This is a genomic window from Actinomycetospora sp. ABD4_176, assembly GCF_056311855.1.
Map to the genome: position 1 here is coordinate 4,243,681 of NZ_CM149974.1, position 20,030 is coordinate 4,263,710.

17 protein-coding genes are annotated in these 20,030 nt (G+C 75.5%); 5 read left to right on the top strand and 12 right to left on the bottom strand.

The annotated features are described in order from the left end of the window. Positions 1–108: 108 nt before the first annotated feature. Both ACYX4T_RS20530 and pntB read left to right on the top strand, forming a co-directional pair. Positions 109–1,653: a Re/Si-specific NAD(P)(+) transhydrogenase subunit alpha gene (locus ACYX4T_RS20530; protein WP_476011125.1), complete on the top strand. Its 1,545-nt coding sequence runs from the start codon at positions 109–111 to the stop codon at positions 1,651–1,653. Further along, a complete protein-coding gene (gene pntB, locus ACYX4T_RS20535; protein WP_476011126.1) occupies positions 1,650–3,053 on the top strand; it encodes a Re/Si-specific NAD(P)(+) transhydrogenase subunit beta in 1,404 nt (467 codons plus the stop codon). Before ACYX4T_RS20530 ends, pntB begins: the two co-directional genes overlap by 4 nt. Here pntB and ACYX4T_RS20540 read toward each other — a convergent pair. After that, positions 3,040–3,477, bottom strand: coding sequence for an ankyrin repeat domain-containing protein (locus ACYX4T_RS20540; RefSeq protein ID WP_476015323.1), 438 nt, complete (start codon positions 3,475–3,477; stop codon positions 3,040–3,042). The two genes, pntB and ACYX4T_RS20540, sit on opposite strands and share 14 nt — an antisense overlap. Positions 3,478–3,577: 100 nt before the next feature. Continuing rightward, positions 3,578–3,955, bottom strand: coding sequence for a hypothetical protein (locus tag ACYX4T_RS20545; RefSeq protein WP_476011127.1), 378 nt, complete (start codon positions 3,953–3,955; stop codon positions 3,578–3,580). 168 nt (positions 3,956–4,123) lie between these two features. On the opposite strand from ACYX4T_RS20545, the gene ACYX4T_RS20550 reads away from it, so the two are divergent. Together ACYX4T_RS20550 and ACYX4T_RS20555 are read left to right on the top strand one after the other, a co-directional pair. Continuing rightward, positions 4,124–4,774, top strand: coding sequence for a response regulator transcription factor (locus ACYX4T_RS20550; RefSeq protein WP_476011128.1), 651 nt, complete (start codon positions 4,124–4,126; stop codon positions 4,772–4,774). Further along, positions 4,771–6,642, top strand: coding sequence for a sensor histidine kinase (locus ACYX4T_RS20555; protein WP_476011129.1), 1,872 nt, complete (start codon positions 4,771–4,773; stop codon positions 6,640–6,642). Before ACYX4T_RS20550 ends, ACYX4T_RS20555 begins: the two co-directional genes overlap by 4 nt. 42 nt (positions 6,643–6,684) lie before the next feature. Here the strand turns inward: ACYX4T_RS20555 and ACYX4T_RS20560 are convergent, their stop codons facing one another. The 10 genes from ACYX4T_RS20560 to ACYX4T_RS20605 all read right to left on the bottom strand — a co-directional run bounded on the left by ACYX4T_RS20560 (position 6,685) and on the right by ACYX4T_RS20605 (position 19,396). Then, positions 6,685–7,851 carry an alkaline phosphatase family protein gene (locus tag ACYX4T_RS20560; RefSeq protein ID WP_476011130.1) on the bottom strand — a complete coding sequence of 389 codons (1,167 nt, stop codon included), beginning with the start codon at positions 7,849–7,851 and terminating at the stop codon, positions 6,685–6,687. A 20-nt stretch (positions 7,852–7,871) separates the two neighbouring features. After that, positions 7,872–9,533: a monocarboxylate uptake permease MctP gene (gene mctP / locus ACYX4T_RS20565; RefSeq protein ID WP_476011131.1), complete on the bottom strand. Its 1,662-nt coding sequence runs from the start codon at positions 9,531–9,533 to the stop codon at positions 7,872–7,874. Beyond that, positions 9,530–9,808, bottom strand: coding sequence for a DUF3311 domain-containing protein (locus tag ACYX4T_RS20570; RefSeq protein WP_476011132.1), 279 nt, complete (start codon positions 9,806–9,808; stop codon positions 9,530–9,532). Before ACYX4T_RS20570 ends, mctP begins: the two co-directional genes overlap by 4 nt. Before the next feature lie 157 nt (positions 9,809–9,965). Continuing rightward, positions 9,966–11,801, bottom strand: a complete 1,836-nt coding sequence (locus tag ACYX4T_RS20575; RefSeq protein ID WP_476011133.1) for a phosphoenolpyruvate carboxykinase (GTP) — start codon at positions 11,799–11,801, stop codon at positions 9,966–9,968. Between the two features lie 199 nt (positions 11,802–12,000). Continuing rightward, positions 12,001–12,882 (bottom strand): NAD-dependent protein deacetylase, encoded by an 882-nt coding sequence (locus ACYX4T_RS20580; protein WP_476015324.1) that lies wholly within the window; start codon positions 12,880–12,882, stop codon positions 12,001–12,003. Positions 12,883–12,990: 108 nt separating this feature from the next. Further along, a complete protein-coding gene (locus ACYX4T_RS20585) occupies positions 12,991–14,409 on the bottom strand; it encodes a metallopeptidase TldD-related protein (protein WP_476011134.1) in 1,419 nt (472 codons plus the stop codon). Further along, on the bottom strand, positions 14,406–15,923 hold the full coding sequence (locus ACYX4T_RS20590) for a TldD/PmbA family protein (protein WP_476011135.1): 1,518 nt from the start codon (positions 15,921–15,923) through the stop codon (positions 14,406–14,408). The genes ACYX4T_RS20585 and ACYX4T_RS20590 overlap by 4 nt, the downstream gene beginning before the upstream one ends. 39 nt (positions 15,924–15,962) lie before the next feature. Further along, the gene (locus ACYX4T_RS20595; RefSeq protein ID WP_476011136.1) at positions 15,963–16,322 is read right to left on the bottom strand and encodes a DUF6802 family protein; all 360 of its coding nucleotides are present in this window, start codon (positions 16,320–16,322) and stop codon (positions 15,963–15,965) included. A 9-nt stretch (positions 16,323–16,331) separates the two neighbouring features. Further along, positions 16,332–18,056, bottom strand: coding sequence for a hypothetical protein (locus ACYX4T_RS20600; protein WP_476011137.1), 1,725 nt, complete (start codon positions 18,054–18,056; stop codon positions 16,332–16,334). Then, positions 18,053–19,396 carry a dynamin family protein gene (locus ACYX4T_RS20605; protein WP_476011138.1) on the bottom strand — a complete coding sequence of 448 codons (1,344 nt, stop codon included), beginning with the start codon at positions 19,394–19,396 and terminating at the stop codon, positions 18,053–18,055. Before ACYX4T_RS20605 ends, ACYX4T_RS20600 begins: the two co-directional genes overlap by 4 nt. 179 nt (positions 19,397–19,575) lie before the next feature. Between ACYX4T_RS20605 and ACYX4T_RS20610 the strand changes: the two genes are divergently transcribed. Further along, positions 19,576–20,019 (top strand): hypothetical protein, encoded by a 444-nt coding sequence (locus ACYX4T_RS20610; protein WP_476011139.1) that lies wholly within the window; start codon positions 19,576–19,578, stop codon positions 20,017–20,019. Positions 20,020–20,030: the final 11 nt, after the last annotated feature.

Consider the following 20,030-nt stretch of genomic DNA (forward strand, 5'->3'; position numbering starts at 1 on the left):
GCGCTCCGCCGAGGAGATTAAGGTCACCTCTACCGCGTTCGTCGTGGCGACGAGGATGCGGCGATCGTCCGGCGACGAGGCCGGTGGTGGGACGTAGGGAGCACGACGGTGCGCATCGGTGTGCCCCGGGAGGCCGGGGAGCACGAGACCCGGGTGGCGGCGACCCCGGCCACGGTGGTCGGGATGGTGGACCTGGGCGCGACGGTCGTCGTCGAGCCGGGCGCGGGGGAACGCGCGAGCTTCCCCGACGACGCCTACGCGGCCGCCGGCGCCGAGCTCGGCGACCCGTGGTCGGCGGACGTGGTGCTGGCGCTGCGCCCGCCGGCGGCGGCGGACCTCGACCGGATGGCGCCGGGCACCACGCTCGTCGCGATGGTCGGTCCGGCGCGGAACCCGGAGCTCCTCGAGGACCTCGCCGCGCGCGGGCTGACGGTGCTCGCCACCGACGCCGTCCCCCGCATCTCGCGCGCCCAGTCGCTCGACGTCCTGTCCTCGATGGCGAACATCGCCGGCTACCGCGCGGTGGTCGAGGCCGCGCACCGCTTCGGGCGGTTCTTCACCGGGCAGGTCACCGCGGCGGGCAAGGTGCCGCCGGCGAAGGTGCTGGTCGCGGGCGCGGGCGTCGCCGGGCTCGCGGCGATCGGCGCCGCGTCGAGCCTCGGCGCCGTCGTGCGGGCGACCGACCCGCGCCCCGAGGTCGCCGAGCAGGTCCGCTCGCTGGGCGGGGAGTTCCTCGCCGTCGAGGTGGACCAGGAGGCGAGCGCCGACGGCTACGCCCGCGCCACCTCCGCCGCCTACGACGCGCGCGCCGCGGAGATCTACACCGAGCAGGCCGCCGACGTCGACGTCGTCGTCACCACCGCGCTGATCCCCGGCCGCCCCGCGCCGCGGCTGCTCACCGCCGAGGACGTCGCGCTGATGAAGCCGGGCAGCGTGATCGTGGACATGGCGGCGGGGCAGGGCGGCAACGTCGAGGGCTCGGTGCCCGGCGAGGTCGTCGTCACGGGCAACGGCGTGACGATCGTCGGCGACACCGACCTCGCCGCCCGCCTGCCCACCCAGGCCTCGCAGCTCTACGGCACCAACCTCGTCAACCTGCTCAAGCTGCTCGTCCCGCAGAAGGACGGGCAGCTGGTCCTCGATCTCGAGGACGTCGTCATCCGCTCGATGACCGTGACCCACCACGGCGACGTGCTCTGGCCGCCCCCGCCGATCCCGGTGTCGGCGGCCCCCGCGGCCGGGGGCGTGCCGGTGGAGCCGGTCGCGTCGACGCCGGTCGTCGAGCCGAAGCGGCCGGTCTCGCCCGCCCGGCGCTACGCGCTGGTGGCCGTCGGGTTCGCGCTGCTGTTCGTGGCGACCGCGTTCGCGCCGGCCGAGCTCGCCACCAACCTCACGGTGTTCGTGCTGGCCGTGGTGATCGGCTACTACGTCATCGGCAAGGTCCACCACGCGCTGCACACGCCGCTGATGTCGGTGACCAACGCGATCTCCGGGGTGGTCGTGGTCGGCGCGCTGCTGCAGTTCGGGCAGCACGGCGTCGTGGTGTCGGTGCTCGCGTTCGTCGCGGTGCTGCTGGCCAGCATCAACATCGTCGGCGGGTTCGCGGTGACGCGCCGGATGCTCGCCATGTTCACGAAGGGACCCGCCCAGTGAGCGCCGGAGCTGCCGCGACCGCGGCCTACGTGGTCGCGGCCCTGCTCACCGTCATGAGCCTCGCCGGGCTGTCGCGGCACGAGACCGCGCGCTCGGGCGTCGCGTACGGCATCGCCGGCATGGCGGTCGCCCTCGTCGCGACCGTGGTGATGGTGGCCGAGTCGGTGTCCGCCGGGGCGGTCGCGCTGCTCGCCGTGGCCATGGTCGTCGGCGGCGCCGTCGGGCTCTGGCGCGCCCGGGTCGTGGAGATGACCGGGATGCCCGAGCTCATCGCCCTGCTGCACAGCTTCGTCGGCCTGGCCGCGGTGCTCGTCGGGTGGAACGGCTACCTCGAGGTCGAGGCCGTTGGACCGGCCCAGACCACGGTGGCGCCCGAGCTCCTGGGCATCCACTCCGTCGAGGTCGGCATCGGGGTGTTCATCGGCGCGGTGACGTTCACCGGCTCGCTCGTCGCGTACGGGAAGCTCTCCGGGCGCCTGCCGTCCGCCCCGCTGACGCTGCCGGGCAAGAACGCGCTCAACCTGGGCGCGCTCGTGGCGTTCGCGGCCCTGACCGTCGGGTTCACCGTGGCGCCGTCGCTGGGCCTGATGATCGCGATCACCGCGGTGGCGCTGGCGCTGGGCTGGCACCTCGTCGCCTCGATCGGCGGCGGGGACATGCCGGTCGTCGTGTCGATGCTCAACAGCTACTCGGGCTGGGCCGCGGCGGCGTCGGGCTTCCTGCTCGACAACACGCTGCTCATCGTCACCGGCGCGCTCGTCGGGTCGTCGGGTGCGTATCTGTCCTACGTCATGTGCCAGGCGATGAACCGCTCGTTCCTGTCGGTCATCGCCGGCGGCTTCGGCGTCGAGTCCGGGACGGCGGCGGCCGTCGAGGGCGAGCACCGCGAGGTCACCGCCGAGGAGGTCGCGGCGATGCTCCGCGACGCCTCGTCGGTGGTCATCGTGCCGGGTTACGGCATGGCGGTCGCGCAGGCGCAGTACCCCGTCGCCGACCTCACCCGCCGGCTGTCCGACCGCGGCGTCGAGGTCCGCTTCGGCATCCACCCCGTGGCCGGGCGCCTGCCCGGGCACATGAACGTGCTGCTCGCCGAGGCGAAGGTCCCCTACGACATCGTGCTCGAGATGGACGAGGTCAACGACGACCTGGCGTCGACGTCGGTCGTGCTCGTCATCGGCGCCAACGACACCGTGAACCCGGCCGCGATGGAGGACCCGGCGAGCCCCATCGCGGGGATGCCGGTGCTGCGCGTGTGGGAGGCCAAGGACGTCGTGGTGTTCAAGCGGTCGATGGCCGTGGGCTACGCCGGCGTGCAGAACCCGCTGTTCTTCCGCGAGAACACCTCGATGATCTTCGGCGACGCCCGGGCCCGCGTGGAGGACATCCTCACGGCGCTCTGAGGATCGCCAGCAGGTCCTCGCGCTCGAACATCACCGCGGAGTCGACGGCGGTGGGGTGGCCCGCGCGCGGGTCGGCCCCGGCGGCGACGAGCACGCGGACGACGGCCTCCTCGCCCTTGAACACCGCGCCGGCGATCGGGGACTGGCCGCGGTCGTTGAGGCGGTCGACGTCCGCGCCCCGCTCGACCAGCACGGACACCGCGTCGGCGTGCCCGTGGTACGCCGCGAGCATGACGAGCGTGTCGCCGTTCTCATTGGTGAGGTTCACCGGCACGCCGGCGTCGACGTAGGACGCCAGCGATGCCGCATCGCCCTCGCGGGCGAAGCCGAACACCCGCGTCGCCAGCTCGCGGACCCCCTCGTCGACCGGGGCCTGGCCGGGCGTCGCGGCGCCGGGTGCGGGGGCGGAGGGGTCGGGCGGCATCTCGCTCATCGCCGCGCGAGTCTAGGCGCGCGCGCTGTGCCCGGCCGCGCAGCGAGGGACGCCCTCGCTGCTCCCCACGCAGCGAGGGCGTCCCTCGTTCTCACGCGTCGGCGCCGACGCGGGGGCGGGCGCGGCCCATCAGCAGCACGACGGCGACGATCGTCAGGACGACGGTGGCTGCGCCCCAGGCGACGAACAGCGGCGGCACGCCGGTCACGAAGAACGCCGGGAGCGCCGTGAGGCCCGAGAGGATCCGCGAGACGGCCATGATCCGGAGCCCGGCGCGCCGCCCCGTCCGCGCGAACCATCCGGCGCCGGCGAGCGTCACCACACCCATCACCGTGCTGAAGACCAGCACCTCGAGGGGTGGACCGTCGCCGCCGGGTGGTGACGGTGTGAGCAGGGCGACCACGTCGACGAGGGCGAGCGCGGACGCCAGCCAGAAGCCGACCTTGGCGCGGGTGGTGAGTGTGCTCATGGCGGGCCTGCCCCCTGGGATGAGTGCCTGACGTGGCGTCCGTGAGCGTGCTTGGTGGACACGTGTGGTGACAACGGCCCGCGTCCCGGCCGATCCGGGCATCTTCCCGGGTGAACCAGGACGCCGCCGACCACGACAGCGCGAGCACGAAGTGTCACGCTCCTCGACGTGGTCACCACACCGCCGATCCGGGTCGTCCTCGCCGACGACCACCCGGTGGTGCGCCGCGGGCTCGCGGCCCTGCTCGACTCCGTCGACGGGATCGCGGTGGTCGGGCAGGCGGCCACGGGGCGCGAGGCGGTGCGCGAGGCCCAGCTGCTCGCCCCGGACGTCGTGCTCATGGACGTGCAGATGCCGGACGTCGACGGCGTCGAGTCCAGCCGTCGGATCGCCGCGACGAACCCGCGCGTCGCGGTCCTCGTGCTGACCATGCACGACGACGACGAGACGGTGCTGGCCGCCCTGCGCGCGGGCGCCCGCGGCTACCTCCTCAAGGGCGCCGACCAGGAGGAGATCCGCCGGGCGGTCCACGCCGTCGTCGCCGGCGAGATGATCGTGGCGCCCGCGGCGGCGGCCCACGTGGTCGCGCGGCTCGCGGCGCCCCCGCCCGCCGCCCCGTTCCCGGAGCTCACCCCGCGCGAGCGCGACGTCCTCGACGCGATGGCCCGGGGCCGACGCAACCACGCGATCGCGGAGGAGCTGGGGCTCGCGGCGAAGACGGTCGGCAACCACGTGTCGGCGATCCTCGCGAAGCTCGGCGTCGAGACCCGTGCGGAGGCCGTCGCGGCGGCCCGGCGGGGCGGCCTGGGGGCGGGGTGACCGGGCGCCCGACCCGCGGCGAGGTCGCCGCCGGCGCGGCCGTCGTCGCCGCGGTCGGCGCGGTCGCGGCGCGCCCGCCGGTGTCGGGGCCCGGCGCCGCGTGGACGGTCGGGGCGCTGGTGCTCGGCGCGGGCGGGCTGGTCGCGGCGGCGGTGGTGCGGCGCGGGGGTGCTGCCCGCGGCCCGGCGGGGTGGACGACGACCGTCGGCGCGTCGCTGCTCGTCCTCGCGGTGCTCGAGAGCGTCGCCGACCGCGACCCGGCGTGGCGCGCGGTCGAGCAGCGGGCGCTGGCCGTGGTGCTGGCGCTGCTCGTGCCCGCCCTCGTGCTCAGTCTGCCGAGCGGGCGGCTGGAGGGCGTCGTGGAGCGCGGCGCGGCGCTGGCCGCCGGGCTCTGCGGCGTCGCGATCGTCGTCGCGCCGGTCGAGCCGGTCGGCATCCCGGCGTCGGTGCTGCTGTGCACCGCGCTGGCGGGGGCGCTGTGGGTGCGGTTCGAGCGCGCCCGGGACCTGGAGCGCGAGCGCGTGCTGTGGGTGCTGCTCGGGGCCGGCGCGGCGGTGGTGGTCGCCGGTCACCTGCTCTTCGCCGCCGAGCAGTTCGCAGGTACGGCCGCGGCGACTGCGCTGGTCACGGTGGCGCTGCTGTGCGGGCTGGCGGTGCCCGCCGCGCTCGTGGTGGCGCTGGTGGCGCCGCGGGTCGCCGACGTCCGTCGGGCGATCTCGGGCGTCGCGGTCGTGATCGTCATGGTCGACCTGGCCCTGGGCGTGTTCGCCGGCACGCTGGCGGTGCTCGAGGTCGTGGCCGGCCGGCCGCCGTCGCGCGCGGTCGCGTCGGTGGTCTGTGTCGTGGTCGCGGCCGGGTTCCACCCGGCGCTGGTGCGGGTGCGGGAGACCCTCGACCAGGTCCTGTTCGGCGGACGCCCGGACCCGGTCGGGGTGGTGTCGTCGCTGGGGGACGAGCTGCGCCGCGGCGGTGGGCCCCAGCAGTGGCTCGAGGCGCTGCGCGTCGCGGTCGACCTGCCGTCGGTGGCGCTGCGGCGCGACGGCGAGGTCGTCGCGCGGTCCGGGGATCCGGTCGGGACGGTGACGACGATCCCGCTGCAGGCCGGCGAGGAGCACGTCGGCGACCTCGTCGTCGGCCTGCCCGAGCACCACCGGGAGCTGCCGCGGGCCACCGACGCCGTACTGCGGCTCGTCGCCGGCCCGCTCGCCCGCGCCCTGCAGAGCGCCCGGCTCGCCGAGGAGCTGCAGGAGTCGCGCCGGCTCGTGGTCCTGACCGCGGAGGAGGAGCGCCGGCGGTTGCGCCGGGACCTGCACGACGGGCTCGGGCCGGTGCTCGCGGGCGTCGCCTACACCGCCGACGCCGCGCGCAACGTGCTCGACGACCGCCCCGACCGCTCGGGGGAGCTGCTCGCCGCGCTGCGCGAGGACGTCGCCGGCGCGATCGCGGAGGTCCGGCGGCTGGTCCACGACCTGCGCCCCCCGGTGCTCGACCAGCTCGGCCTCGTCGCCGCGGTCCGCCAGCAGACCGAGCGGGTCGCCCACGACGCCGGGCCGACCGTGACGGTCGAGGCGGACGCCGTCGGGACCCTGCCCGCGGCGGTCGAGGTCGCGGCGTACCGGGTGGTGTCCGAGGCGGTGCTCAACGTCGTGCGCCACGCGGGGGCGCGCCACGCGACGGTGGCGGTGCGCCGGGCGCCGGGCGCGCTCGAGCTGCTGGTCGTCGACGACGGCGACCCCGGCGCGCCCTGGACCCCGGGCGTCGGGCTGACGTCGATGCGCGAGCGCCTGGCCCAGCTCGGCGGCACCCTCGAGGCCGGCACCACCCCCGACGGCGGCCGGGTCCGGGCGCGCCTACCCCTGGCCACGTGAGCACTTTCCACGGCGATGGGCGTGGAAAGTGCTGACATGGGGCTACGCGTGGGCGAGCAGGAGCGGCACGCGCTGCTCGGCGTCGGTGAGCGAGCCGTGGTGCCCGACCAGCGCGGTCTCCATCGGCTCGATGCGCGAGCGCACCAGTGTCCAGTTCCCCCGCGCGGCGGCGACCACGTCGCCGATGCGGCCTCGGGCGGTGTCGGTGACCGTGCCGCCGAACCAGCCCTCGGCGATCGCCTCGTCCCGCGTGCGCACCCACGCGGCCTCGCCGAGCTCCGCGCGCCACGCCGCGACGACGTCGCCCTGGGCCCCGTCGGCGGCGAACACGTGCCGCACACGGGCCTCGCCGGCCAGCCGCCGGACGCCGCGCAGCAGTGCGGGGGTGGTGTCGACGTCGACGCGCCAGCCGGCGTCGGTGCCGACCATCCCGTGGTCGGCGACGACGGCGAGGACGGTGTCGGGCGGCAGGTCCTCCGCGATCGCGGCGACCAGCCGGTCGACCACCGCGAGCTGCAGGCACCACGGGCGGCTCCCCGGGCCGTGCGCGTGCCCGATCATGTCGAGGTCGCCGTGGTAGGCGTAGACGAAGGTCCGCTCGTCGGCGGCGTCGGTGTGCAGGGCGTCGAGCACCTCGGCCCCGAGGTCGCCCAGCGCCGACACCCCGCGGAAGCGTCCGCCCCGCAGCGCCGCGCGCGTCAGCCCCGAGCGCCGCTGGATCTCCGGCGCCACGGTCGTGACCGCGACGCCCGCCCGCGCCGCACGCTGCAGCACGGTCGGCGCGCCCTGCACCTGCTCGGGTGGGAGCGCGGCGCGCAGGTCGACGGGGTCGGCGGCGCCGTGGGCGCACCAGCGCAGCGTGTTGAGCACGACGTCCGCCGGAGCGCCCGGGTCGTCGAGCGGCGGCACGCCCATGCTGTAGCCGACGATGCCGTGCTCGCCCGACGGCAGCCCGGTGCCCAGCGTCGTGACGCTGACCGCCGTCGTCGCCGGGAAGCCGGCCACCAGCGTGCGCCCGCGCGCGGCGAGCTCGGCCAGCGCCGGCGCGCGGTCGGCGTGGGCGTCGAGCAGGTCGGCCCCCAGCCCGTCGACGAGCAGCAGCGCCACCCCGCGCGCCTCGCCGACACCGAGCGTGTCCGCGAACCCCGCGACGCCGAGGGCGGCGGCCAGCGAGGGGGAGACGTCGACGAGGCCGGCCGCGCGGGTCATGCCGACGGAGTATGTCCCGATCAGACGCTCGAGACGGTGTCCGGCGCCGTCGACTCCGGGACGCGCGTCGCGTGGTAGTCCGCGATCTGTGTGTGGTCGCGGCCCTCGGCCGTCCCCGTCGCCCGCAGCACCAGGGTCACCACCGCGGCCACGAGCAGGTTGAGGATCAGCGCCACGAACCCGACGTAGATCTGCACCCGCGAGCCGTCCCAGGGCGCCCACCCGAAGAACGACAGCTTGTCCAGCGCGAGCGCCGAGCCGCCGAAGTGCTGCTTGCCGTTGGCCGGGTTGGGGATCTGGTAGAGCAGGTACATCCCCCACGCCATGCCCGCGGCCCAGCCGGCCACCAGCGCCCAGCGGTGGAACCAGCGGGTGTAGAGCGCGATCGCGACGGCCGGCAGCGTCATCAGGATGATCACGCCGCCGATGAGCTGGAGGTCGATGGCGAACTGCGGGTCGATGGCGACGATGAACAGCACCGCGCCGACCTTGACCACCAGCGACGCGAGCTTGGCCTGGCGGGCCTCGTCGCGCGGGCTGGCGTCGCGGCGGAGGAACTCCTTGTAGATGTTGCGGGTCCACAGGTTCGCGGCGGCGATCGACATGATCGCGGCGGGGACGAGCGCCCCGATGCCGATCGCGGCGAACGCGACGCCCGCGAACCACGCCGGGAACTGGGTGTCGAACAGGACCGGGACGATCGTGTTCGAGTCCGCCCGGCCCGTGGAGCCGTTGACGAGCGGCGTGACCCCGGCGGCGATCGCGACGTAGCCGAGCAGGGCCAGGAGCGCCAGCAGGAACGAGTAGGCCGGAAGCGCGGCCATGTTCCGGCGGATCGTGGCGCGGCTCTGGCTGGAGAGCACCCCGGTCACCGAGTGCGGGTAGAGGAACAGCGCCAGCGCGCTGCCGAGGGCGAGCGTCGCGTACTGGAGCTGGTTGTTCCCCGTCAGCAGGATCGAGCCCGAGGGCTGCCCGGTGGTCGGCGAGGGCTGGGAGAGCTTGGCCTGTCCCGCGTCGAAGATCGCGCCCCAGCCGCCGAGCTTCAGCGGCAGGTAGATGATCGCGACGAGGATGACGATGTAGATCAGCAGGTCCTTGACGACCGCGATCAGCGCGGGCGCCCGCAGACCCGACTGGTAGGTGTAGGCGGCCAGCACGACGAAGGCGACGAAGAGCGGGGCGTGGCCCCAGAACCCGGCGCCGTTGAGACCGATGGTGCGCAGCACCGCCTCGAGCCCGGCGAGCTGCAGGGCGATGTAGGGCATCGTCGCGACGATGCCGGTGATCGCCACGAGCAGCGCGAGCACCGGGGAGTCGTAACGGCCCCGGACGAAGTCGGCGGGCGTGACGTAGCCGTGCACGCGCGAGACCGACCACAGGCGCAGCAGCGGCAGCATGACCAGCGGGAACGCGATGATCGTGTAGGGCACCGCGAAGAAGCCGAGCGCGCCGGACGAGAAGAGCAGCGCCGGCACCGCGACGAAGGTGTAGGCGGTGTAGAGGTCACCGCCCAGCAGGAACCACGTGACCCACGAGCCGAACTTGCGCCCGCCCAGGCCCCACTCGTCGAGGTGCTCGAGGTCGGCCGCCCGGCGCCACCGGCTCGCGAGGAAGCCCATGACGGCGACCGCGACGAACAGCAGCGTGAAGATGACCAGCTCGACGGTCTGCGCGCCGTTCACTGCTGGCCCTCCTCGTCGACGTGGCGGGTCAGGCGGTGGACCGCGAGCGTGCAGAGGATGCCGATCGGGATGACGAGCAGCTGGGACCAGTAGAAGAACGGCATCCCGCCGAGCGTCGGCTCCTCGCTGTTGAACAGGAACGGCAGGATCGAGATCAGCGGGACGAGGAGCAGGAGGTTCACCCAGCGGAAGCGCACGTCGGTCCAGCCCGTGGGCGGCGGGGGCGTGTCCTCCGCGGGCGTGGACTCCCCGGGTGGCGGGGCGGACGTCGTCATCGCTGACCTCCTCGTCAAGGCTGCTCACGCAGAGCCGAGCGATGGTAGCCCGGCGTGAAGTCCGCGTGAAGTGCGATCACGGAGGCGCGTGACGCACGACGCCCCCGCCGCTCCGGAGAGCGACGGGGGCGTTGCGGTGTGCGGGTGGTGTGCGGTGCTACGCGACGCCGAGGCGCTGCTTGAGCGCCTCGAGCTCGTCGCGCATGGACGTCGGGAGCTTGTCGCCGATCGAGTCGAACCACTCCTCGATGAGCGGGATCTCCGCCTTCCACTCGTCGAGGTCGACCTTCAGCGACGCCTCGATGTCCTCGAACGGCTCGGACACCCCGTCCAGGTCGATCTGGTCGGCGGTGGGCACGTGGCCGATCGGCGTCTCGGTGGCCGCGGCCTTGCCCTCGAGCCGCTGGATGATCCACTTGAGGACGCGGCCGTTCTCGCCGAACCCGGGCCACAGGAAGCGGCCGTCGTCGCCGCGGCGGAACCAGTTGACGTAGAAGATGCGCGGCAGCTTGTCGGCGTCCGCGCCCTTGCCCACGTCGATCCAGTGCTGGAAGTAGTCGCCGACGTTGTAGCCGATGAACGGGATCATGGCCATCGGGTCACGGCGGACCTGGCCGACGGCGCCGGCGGCGGCCGCCGTCTTCTCCGACGAGAGCGTGGCGCCCATGAAGGTGCCGTGCTGCCAGTCGAAGGACTCGTTGACGAGCGGGATCGTCGTCTTGCGGCGGCCCCCGAAGAGGATCGCCGAGATCGGCACGCCGTTGGGGTCCTCCCACTCGGGCGCGAGGATCGGGCACTGGCTCATCGGCGTGCAGTACCGCGAGTTCGGGTGGGCGGCGGGCTCACCGGCGTCGCCGTTGGACGGCGTCCAGTCCTTGCCCTTCCAGGAGGTGGCGTGGTCGGGCTGCCCCTCCATGCCCTCCCACCAGATGTCCTTGTCGTCGGTCAGCGCGACGTTGGTGAACAGGGAGTTCCCGCGCTCGATGGTGCGCATCGCGTTCGGGTTGGTCTTCCAGTTCGTGCCCGGCGCGACGCCGAAGAAGCCCGCCTCCGGGTTGACCGCGTAGAGGCGGCCGTCGCCACCGAAGCGCATCCAGGCGATGTCGTCGCCGAGCGTCTCGACCTTCCAGCCCGGGATCGTCGGCTCGAGCATCGCGAGGTTGGTCTTGCCGCAGGCGCTCGGGAACGCCGCCGCGACGTAGTAGACCTTCTCCTCGGGGCTGATCAGCTTGAGGATCAGCATGTGCTCGGCGAGCCAGCCCTCGTCACGGGCCATCGCCGACGCGATGCGCAGCGAGTAGCACTTCTTGCCGAGCAGGGCGTTGCCGCCGTAGCCGGAGCCGTAGCTCCAGATGGTGCGCTCCTCGGGGAAGTGGGTGATGTACTTCGTCTCGTTGCACGGCCACTTCACGTCCTGCTGGCCGGGCTCGAGCGGGGCGCCGACGGAGTGCAGCGCGGGCACCCAGTCGGTGTCGCCGTCGAGGAGCCGCGCCACCTCGGGACCCATGCGCGTCATGATGTGCATCGAGGTGACGACGTAGGCCGAGTCGCTGATCTCGACGCCCAGCATCGGGCGCTCGGCGGTCGTCGGGCCCATGCAGAACGGGATGACGTACATCGTCCGACCGCGCATGCACCCCCGGTACAGCTCGGTCATGGTGGCCTTCATCTCGGCCGGGTCCATCCAGTTGTTGGTGACCCCCGCGTCGGCCGGGTCGACCGAGCAGATGAAGGTGCGCTCCTCGACCCGCGCGACGTCGTCGGGGTCGGAGGCGGCGTAGAACGAGTTCGGCTTCTTGGCCGGGTCGAGCTGGACGTACGTGCCGGCCTCGACGAGCTCCTTGGTCAGCCGGTCCCACTCGTCCTGGGACCCGTCGCACCACACCACCCGGTCGGGGGTGGTCAGCTCGGCGACCTCCGCGACCCAGTCGAGCACCTCGCGGCGTCGGATCGGCGGGTTCTCGAGTCCTTGGATGGTCGGAACAGCAGTCATGCGTCTCCTCGGTCGCTCGCTCGCCGGAACGCCGCGACCGCGAAGCGGCCCCGGTCGCCTCGGGAACGGACGAACCGCGGAGCACGGCCTCGTGCCCCGCTGACTCGTCCGTCGGGGTGTACGACGTTAACGAGACTTCTTCCGCGCGACACCGCCGACTGCTGTCGGGGGCCTCACTTCCACGATCAAGCTGAACGATTCAGGCCCGATCCGGCAAACCCAGGGTGTCGAGCACGGCCGGGAGGACCTCACCGAGGCGGTCGGTGAGCCGGACGGTCGCGACCGTGTCGGCGCGGCTCGGACCGGCCGTGACGACCGCCACCGGCAGCCCGCGTCGCGTCGCGGCGTGCACGAAGCGCAGGCCCGACATCACCGTCAGCGACGACCCGAGGACCACCAGGGAGCGTGCGCCCTCGACCAGCCCGAAGCAGTGCTCGACGCGCGGGCGGGGCACGGATTCACCGAAGAAGACGACGTCGGGCTTGAGCGGACCGTCGCCGCAGGCCGGGCAGGCGGCCATGGTGAAGCGGTCGAGCTCGGCGTCCGGGAGCTCCGCGTCCCCGTCGGGGTTGATCGCCGAGGCGGGCGCACCGAAGCCGGGGTTCAGTGCGGTCAGGCGCTGCTGGACCTCCGTGCGACCGGGGGCGGCGCGGCAGCCGAGGCAGACGACGCGGTCGAGCGCGCCGTGCAGCTCGACGACGTCGCGGGCGCCCGCCGCCTGGTGCAGGCCGTCGACGTTCTGGGTGATGACGCCGTGCAGCAGGCCGGCGCGCTGCAGGGACGCGACCGCCCGGTGGCCCGCGTTGGGGCGCGCGCCGGCGATCTGGGGCCAGCCGACGTGGCTGCGCGCCCAGTAGCGGTGCCGGGCGACGGGGTCGCCGACGAACGCGTCGTAGGTCATCGGGGCGTGGCGGCGCGCCGCGCTCGTCGGGCCGCGGTAGTCGGGGATGCCGGAGTCGGTGGAGATGCCGGCGCCGGTGAGCACCAGCGCCCCGCCCTCGGCGACGAGCGTCGCCAGCGCGTTGACGTCACCCCGGACGTCGACCTCGGACTCCCACGCCTCCTGCGGCGCGGAGGACAGGGGAGTACGCCGATAGGGCATCAGCGACCGGACCACGCCGTCCAGTGTGCGCCTTCCCGGGATGTGCGCACTTTCCGGTCCTATAGGACCGGAAAGTGCTCACACCGGTCAGCGGCCGGGCGAGACCGAGGTCATGTGGTAGTCGGGGACGCGGAGCGGGGGCATGGCGGCGCGGGTGAACCAGTCCTTCCACTCGCGCGGCAGGGTCCGCTCGGTGGCGCCGGCCTCGGTGGCGCGGCGCAGGAGGTCCAGCGGCGACTCGTTGAAGCGGAAGTTGTTGACCTCGCCGGCGATCTCGCCGTTCTCCACGAGGTAGACGCCGTCGCGGGTCAGGCCCGTGAGCAGCAGCGTCGTCGGGTCGACCTCGCGGATGTACCAGAGGCACGTCAGCAGCAGCCCGCGCTCGGTGGAGGCGACCATCTCCTCGAGCGTCGCGTCCTCGCCGCCGGTGAGCACGAGGTTGTCGGTGGGCGCGGCGAAGGGGGCGTCGTACTCGGCGGCCGCGGCGCGCGGGTAGGCGAGCGTCGCCACGGTGCCGTCGCGCACCCACTCGACCCGTCCCGTGGTGGCCCCGTTGTCGAACACCGAGACCTCGTCGCCGGAGGAGGTCGTCGCGAGCACCGGGGTGTAGGCGAGGTCTCCGAAGCCGGGAGCGGCCGGGTCGCCGGCGAGGGTCAGCGGCAGCGTGCCGAGACGCTCGCCGACCCGCGTGCCGCCCGCACGGGAGAACGCCGAACGGCCCTCCTGCGCCGGGCGCCCGCCCATCGACCAGGCGAGGTAGATCATCAGGTCGGACACCGCCGACGGCGGCAGGAGCGTCTCGTAGCGCCCGGCGGGGAGCTCGATCCGACGCCGACCCCAGGGCAGCCGGTCGCGCAGCCGCGCGACGAGGGCGGTGACGTCGACGTCCGCGACGTCGAGTGCGCCCTCGCCGCCCCACACCGACGTGCCGGTCGCGGGGTCCTTGAGGTTGAGCTCGACCGACCCGTCCGGCTCGACCCATCGGCGCCGTACGCCCGCCGACGTCCCGAGCCAGGAGGTCGTCACGCGGTGCTCGGCGAACCCGAACGACGCCTCGTCGGGTCGGAACGACGCCCCGAGCTCGTCCGCGAGCCGGGCGAACACGGCCATCGACGTCTCGCCGGCGCCGTCGTCCCAGTCGGCGCCCTGGGCGTCCTCCGGCGCGGGCAGCGGCGCCGCGTCGCGGGCGGGCCCGGCGCGACGTGCGGCCGCCACCGCGCCGGCGACGGCCTCCTCGAGCACCGCGTCGCCCTCGGGCCCCGCGGCAAGCGCGGTCGGGGCGGGCACCGTCGCCACGCCCGCGCCCGTGCCGCCCTCGAGCGGCACCAGCACGACCACCGACAGGCGGCGCTCGACGGTCTGCCCGTTGGTCGTCAGCGTCGAGTTCGCCCAGCGCACGACGGCCTCGGACACCTCGCGCACCAGCGCCACGGCGCCCGCGTCGGGCACCTGCCGCGCGGCGATCGCCAGCGCGCGCTCCACCAGCGCGGACCCGGGCGCGCTCACGACCCGCTCCCCGTGTTCAGGACGGTGACCTGCCGGAACAGCGCCGACGGGCACCCGTGGCTCACAGGCGCGACCTGGCCGGGCTGTGCCTTGCCGCAGTTGAAGGCCCCGCCGAGCCGCCACGTCGAGCGCCCGCCGACGGCCTCGAGCGAGCCCCAGAAGTCCGTCGTCGTCGCCTGGTACGCCACGTCGCGGACCTGCCCGACGAGCTTCCCCCCGCGGATGCGGTGGAACCGTTGGCCGGTGAACTGGAAGTTGTAGCGCTGCATGTCGATCGACCAGGAGCGGTCCCCGACGACGTAGATCCCGTCCTCGACGCCGTCGACGAGCGCCGCGGTGGGCCGGTCGGTGTCCGGGTCGGCGCGCAGCGACACGTTCGCCATCCGCTGCAGCGGCACGTGCTCGGCGGAGTCGGCGTAGGCGCAGCCGTTGGAGCGGTCCAGGCCCAGCCGCGAGGCGAACGACCGGTCGACCTGGTAGCGGACGAGCACGCCGTCGCGGACGAGGTCGAAGTCCTGCGCGGCGACGCCGTCGTCGTCGTAGCCGACGCTCGCCAGGCCGTGGGGGACCGTGCGGTCGCCGGTGACGGTGAGGACGTCGCTGCCGTAGCGCAGGGTCCCGAGCCGGTCGGGGGTGGCGAAGCTCGTGCCGGCGTAGGCGGCCTCGTAGCCGATCGCGCGGTCGTACTCGGTGGCGTGCCCGATCGACTCGTGGATGACCAGCCACAGGTTGGTGGGGTCGATGACGAGGTCGGTGGGGCCCGCCTCGACGCTCGGTGCCCGGACCTTCTCGGCGAGCAGCTCCGGGAGCTCGGCGAGCTCGGCGTCCCAGTCCCACCCGGTGCCGGTGAGGTACTCCCAGCCGCGTCCGGCCGGGGGCGCGAGCGTGCGCAGGGTCTCGAAGCCGCCGCCCGCGCGGTCGACGGTGGTGATCGTGACGTCGGGGTCGACCCGGACCCGCTGCTGGGTCGTGCGCGTGCCGGCGGTGTCGGCGTAGAAGGTCTGCTCCTTGACCTGCACGCAGCTCGCCGCGACGTGGTCGACGCCCGGGGCGGCGAGCAGGGCGGTGGAGCGCTCGGTGAGCAGGGCGATCTTGTCGGCGACGTCGACCTGCCACGGGTCGAGGTCGTAGGGCGAGACCCAGGCGGCGTCGGGGTGCACCGGTTCGTCGGCGAGCGTCACGCGCTCGGTGGCGAGGGCGGCGAGCGTGGTCGCGACCTCGAGGGCCCGGCGGGCCGTGGCGGCGGCGGTGTCCGGCGTCAGGTCGACGTGGGCGGCGAACCCCCACACCCCGTCGCGCAGCACCCGCACCGCGAGGCCCACCGTCTCCCGGTCCGCGGCGACGACCACGCGGCCGTCGCGCAGCTCGAGGTGCTGGTTGCGCAGGCGGTGCACGCGCAGGTCCGCGTGCTGCGCGCCGCCGCGGCGGGCGGCGTCGAGCGCGGCGTCGGCGAGCGCCGCGCGGGGCAGCGCGAGGAAGTCCTGGTCCACCGCGGGCGTCACGGGGCTCGTCACGGCCACCGAACCTACCGGCACACCGCGACCCGTTCCTGATCAGTCGCGCACCCACCGCCCCGTGACCGGGTCGATGGTCGGCGCCGGCGGGACATCGCCCACCCAGCCCTCGTCCCGGTCCGGCCCGACCGGCACCTCCGGCCCGCCGGTCACCGCGCTGCCGTCGGGCGCGATGCGCGTGAGGACGTCGGCGCGGGCGTCGCCGTCGAGGTCGGTGCCGAGCACCAGGGCGTCGGGCTCGGCGACGACGGCCGTGTCGGGCCGGCCGTCGGCGTCGCTGTCGACGGTCGCCGGGCCGAGCACGTGTGCGCCGTCGGCGACGAGCAGCACGGGGGGCTCGGCGGGCCCCGTGGGGTCGGCGGGATCGACGTGCGCCTCGGGGAACTCGGCCTCGACCATGCCCGGAGGCTAGGTCGCGGGCGCGGGGCGTGGGTGCGGTTCGGGGACATCGACGGGGACATCGACGGGGACACCGGCGGGGACATCGACGCGATCCCGCAGCGCGGCGAGGCGGCGGAGCAGGGCCTCGGCGCGGTCGCGGCCCTCGCGCGCCTCGGCGGCGGTGCGCGCGGCGGCCCGGTCGGCCTCGGTGCGGTCGGTGCCCGCGCGGCGGAGCGCGCGCTCGGCGGCGGCGAGCGCGTCGTCGAGGTCGCGCGCCCGGTCGGACAGCGCGGCGTCGAGGGCGAGCGTCACCTCCCGCTCGGTGGCGATCAGGGCGTCGGCGAGCACCCGCTCGAGGTCGCCGCGGACCTCGGCGAGCGCCTCGACCGACCACTGCCGCAGGTGCGCGCGGTCGGCGGCCAGGCGGCGGGCGCGGGCGACCCAGCCGGCGGCGCCCAGGCCGAGCCCCACCGACACGGGGACGAGGGCGGCGCCGAGGGCGGCCGGCGCGATCGGCACGGCGAGCAGCGGCAGCAGCGCCAGCCGCGAGAGCCCCAGCCCGCCGGAGGCGCCGGCGACGACGAGCAGCCGGTCCTCGGCGGGGCGAGCGCGAGGGGCGGGGACGAGGGCGGGCTCTCCGCGGTCGGCCACGCGGAGCGCGGGGAGCTCCGCGGCGGGCACCAGGTCGGCGAGCGTCGCCGCGACCAGCGCGCGCAGCCGGGCCCCGAGGCCCTCGACGACCGCGCCGGCCAGGGCCTCGACCTCGCCGGCGAGCTCGCGGGGGACCGCGGCGAGCCCGGCGCGGTCGGCCTCGTCGATGCGCGCGCGAACGGCTGCGCCGAGGGCCCGCACGCGCGCGGCGAGGTCGTCGGTGGCGGCGACCCGGGCGGCGGCGAGGTCGGCGCGCCAGCGGGTGTGGTGGTCGCGGCGCAGGGCCGCCCGGGCGGCGAGCAGCTCGTCGCGCCGGCGCGCGAGGTCACCGGGGCCGTCGGCCGGGGTCCGCAGCGCGGTGCGGGTGGCCTCGGCGCGGGCGGCGACGCCGTCGAGCGCGGCCGCGAGCAGGCGCAGGGCGTTGGCCTCGGCGAGCATCCGCCGCCGGCGCGCCACGAGCCGGTGCAGCTCGCGCTGGAGGGCGGCGAGGCCCGAGCGCCGGCGCAGTGCCTCCGCGCCCGCCGCGGCCACGTCCGGCGCGCGCCGGGCCAGCGCGGCCGACACCGGGAACCACGGCGCCTCGGCGAGGCGGGGCACGTGCCCGGCGACCAGCGCCCGGTCGGCCTCGAGGACGGTGCGCCAGCCGCGGTGTGCCTCGGTGCGGGTGAGCGCGAAGAGCACGGTGTCGACGCGGTCGGCGGCGCGGCCGAGCGCGTCGAGCTCGCCCGCCCCGAGCGGCGCCGCGGCGTCGGCGAGCACCAGCGCGGCCGTGGCCCCGTCGACCGGCCAGGTGTCCGGGTCGGCGGCGCGGGCGGGGACGACGAGGTCGAGCTCCTCGAGCAGGGGCACCCCGAGGAGCCCGTGCGTCGCCCGTCGTGCCCCGTCGCGGTCGGGCCCGGGCGGGGCGTCCAGCCCGAGCAGCGCGGCCAGCAGCTCCCCGCGCCCACGGCCCGGCGCGCCGACGAGCACGACCGTCGGCCGGGCCGGGGGCGGGGGCGCGGCCGCCCGGGACGCGGCGTCGGGGTCGAGGCGCGCGAGCAGGGCGGTGAGCGCCTCGCGGGTGCGGGCGACCTCGCCCGGCACCTCCGGCCGGGCGCTCACGCCGCCTGCCCCGCCGTGAGCTCGCGCCACAGCCGCACGTAGGCGCGGTGCACGACGTGGGCGAGGTCGGCGATGCGCCGCGGCGAGCCCCAGGACCCGTAGGCCCGCCACCACGCGGCGCGCCGGGCGGCGTGGCCGGCGAGCTCCACGGGATGGGCGCCCGGACGGGCCATGCGGACGTCGGGCGGGCCCGGGGCGGCGAGCCGGTCGACCTCCTCGAACAGCTCCGGGGGCAGCCCCAGCGCGCCGGCGCGCAGGCGGGCGCGGACGTCGAGCACCGCCCGCTCGGCGAACCCCTCGCGCCGCCCCAGCACGCCCACGGCGTCGGCGATCCGCTCGGTGCCCGTCCCGAGCGCCGCGAGGTCGCGCAGCCCGGCGGTGGCGGCGTGCAGGTCGGTGCGCGCGCGGACCTCGTCGTGCAGCCGGCCCACGAGGGTCGCGAGCCCCGACGCGGCGAGGAGGGCCTCGCAGAGCTCGCCGACCCCCGCCGCGGCGTCGCCCCGCAGGAGCGCGAGGCCCAGGGCGAGGCCGCGCAGGTCGAGCAGCTCGAGCAGCCGCACCCGGGCCTCGACCGGGACCGGCAGCTCGGCGGAGGTGAACAGGTCGGCGTCGAGCAGCGCCACCTCGAGCACGGCGGGGTCGGCGCCGGCGAGCAGGCGCAGGGCGCCGACGTCCTCGGTGCGCAGCGCCCCGGTCACGGCGGTCTCGGCGAGCAGCCCGATCACCGGCGTCACCGGGCCCACCCGGTCGCCGAGGCGCCGCCCGAGGTCGACGGCGAGCTCGCGGCCGTCGTCGGGGCCGACGGTGTCGGCGCGCCCGAGCACGGCGACCACGCCGGCCGGCCCGTGCGCCGCCGGCCCGGGCAGGACGTCGAGGTCGCCCGCGTGCGCGGTGGCGGGCAGCACGACGAGCGCGGCGTCGGCGTGCGCGCCCCCGGTCGGCCCGGCGGGGCGCCGCGCGGAGCCCGTGCCCGGGGTGTCGATCACCGTCAGCCCGTCGAGGGCCGCGCTCGTCAGCGTCACGACGAGGTGGTCGACGTCCTCGGGGCGCACGCCCAGCCGGTCGCCCACCGCGGCCGGCACCCGCCCCCCGGCGGCCAGCGGCAGGGGCCGGCGGGTGCCGTCGACGAGGACGACGTCGAGCCGGTCGGCCGGTCCGCGGACGTAGTGGGCGGTCAGCCCCGTGCACTCGCCCGCGCCGGTGGGCGCGACCCGCCGGCCGACCAGGGCGTTGACCAGCGTCGACTTGCCCGACGAGACCGGCCCGGCGACGACGAGCGAGGGCGTCGCGAGCATGCGGGCGGCGACGGCCTCGACGGCGTCGGCCGTGGGCAGCGACACTCGGGGCGCCAGCGCACGGCATGTCGCGACGACGGCGCTGCGCAGAGGGCCCACAGTCGTCGCAGAGTAGGCGCCCGGCCCGTCGCGTCAGGGCCGGTTGCCGGAGGTCGCGGAGGGTTTCGCGTGATCGCCCGTCAGGGGAGACTGCTCACGAACCGTCACCCGGGAGGAAAACGATCGTGCTCGACACCGGCACGTACCTCTTCATCGTCGTCGTCGGCGCGATCCTCACGCTCGTCGTGGGGCAGATCCTCATGCGGTCGGGCATCGGTTTCCTGCAGGACGTCTTCGACTCCGAGGAGGTCGCCCGGTCGACGAACCGCCTGCTCGGCGTGCTGTTCCACCTCGTCGCCCTGGGCTTCCTGGCCCTCATCTCGACCTACCGCCCGTTCGACGTCCAGGGCACGGTCCAGATCGTCGTCACCCAGCTCGGCGGCGTGATGCTCGTGCTCGGCGTCCTCCACGGCCTGACGCTGCTGCTGCTCGCCCGCGTCCGCAGCCGGCGCCGCAGCGAGACGCTCGAGACGGAGATGACCCAGCAGTACGAGCAGTCGCGGCGCGCCCGGCAGAACCCGCGCCAGCAGGTGATCGAGGGGGGCCCGCCGTCCGGCGGCGCGGCCTGATGACACGCGGG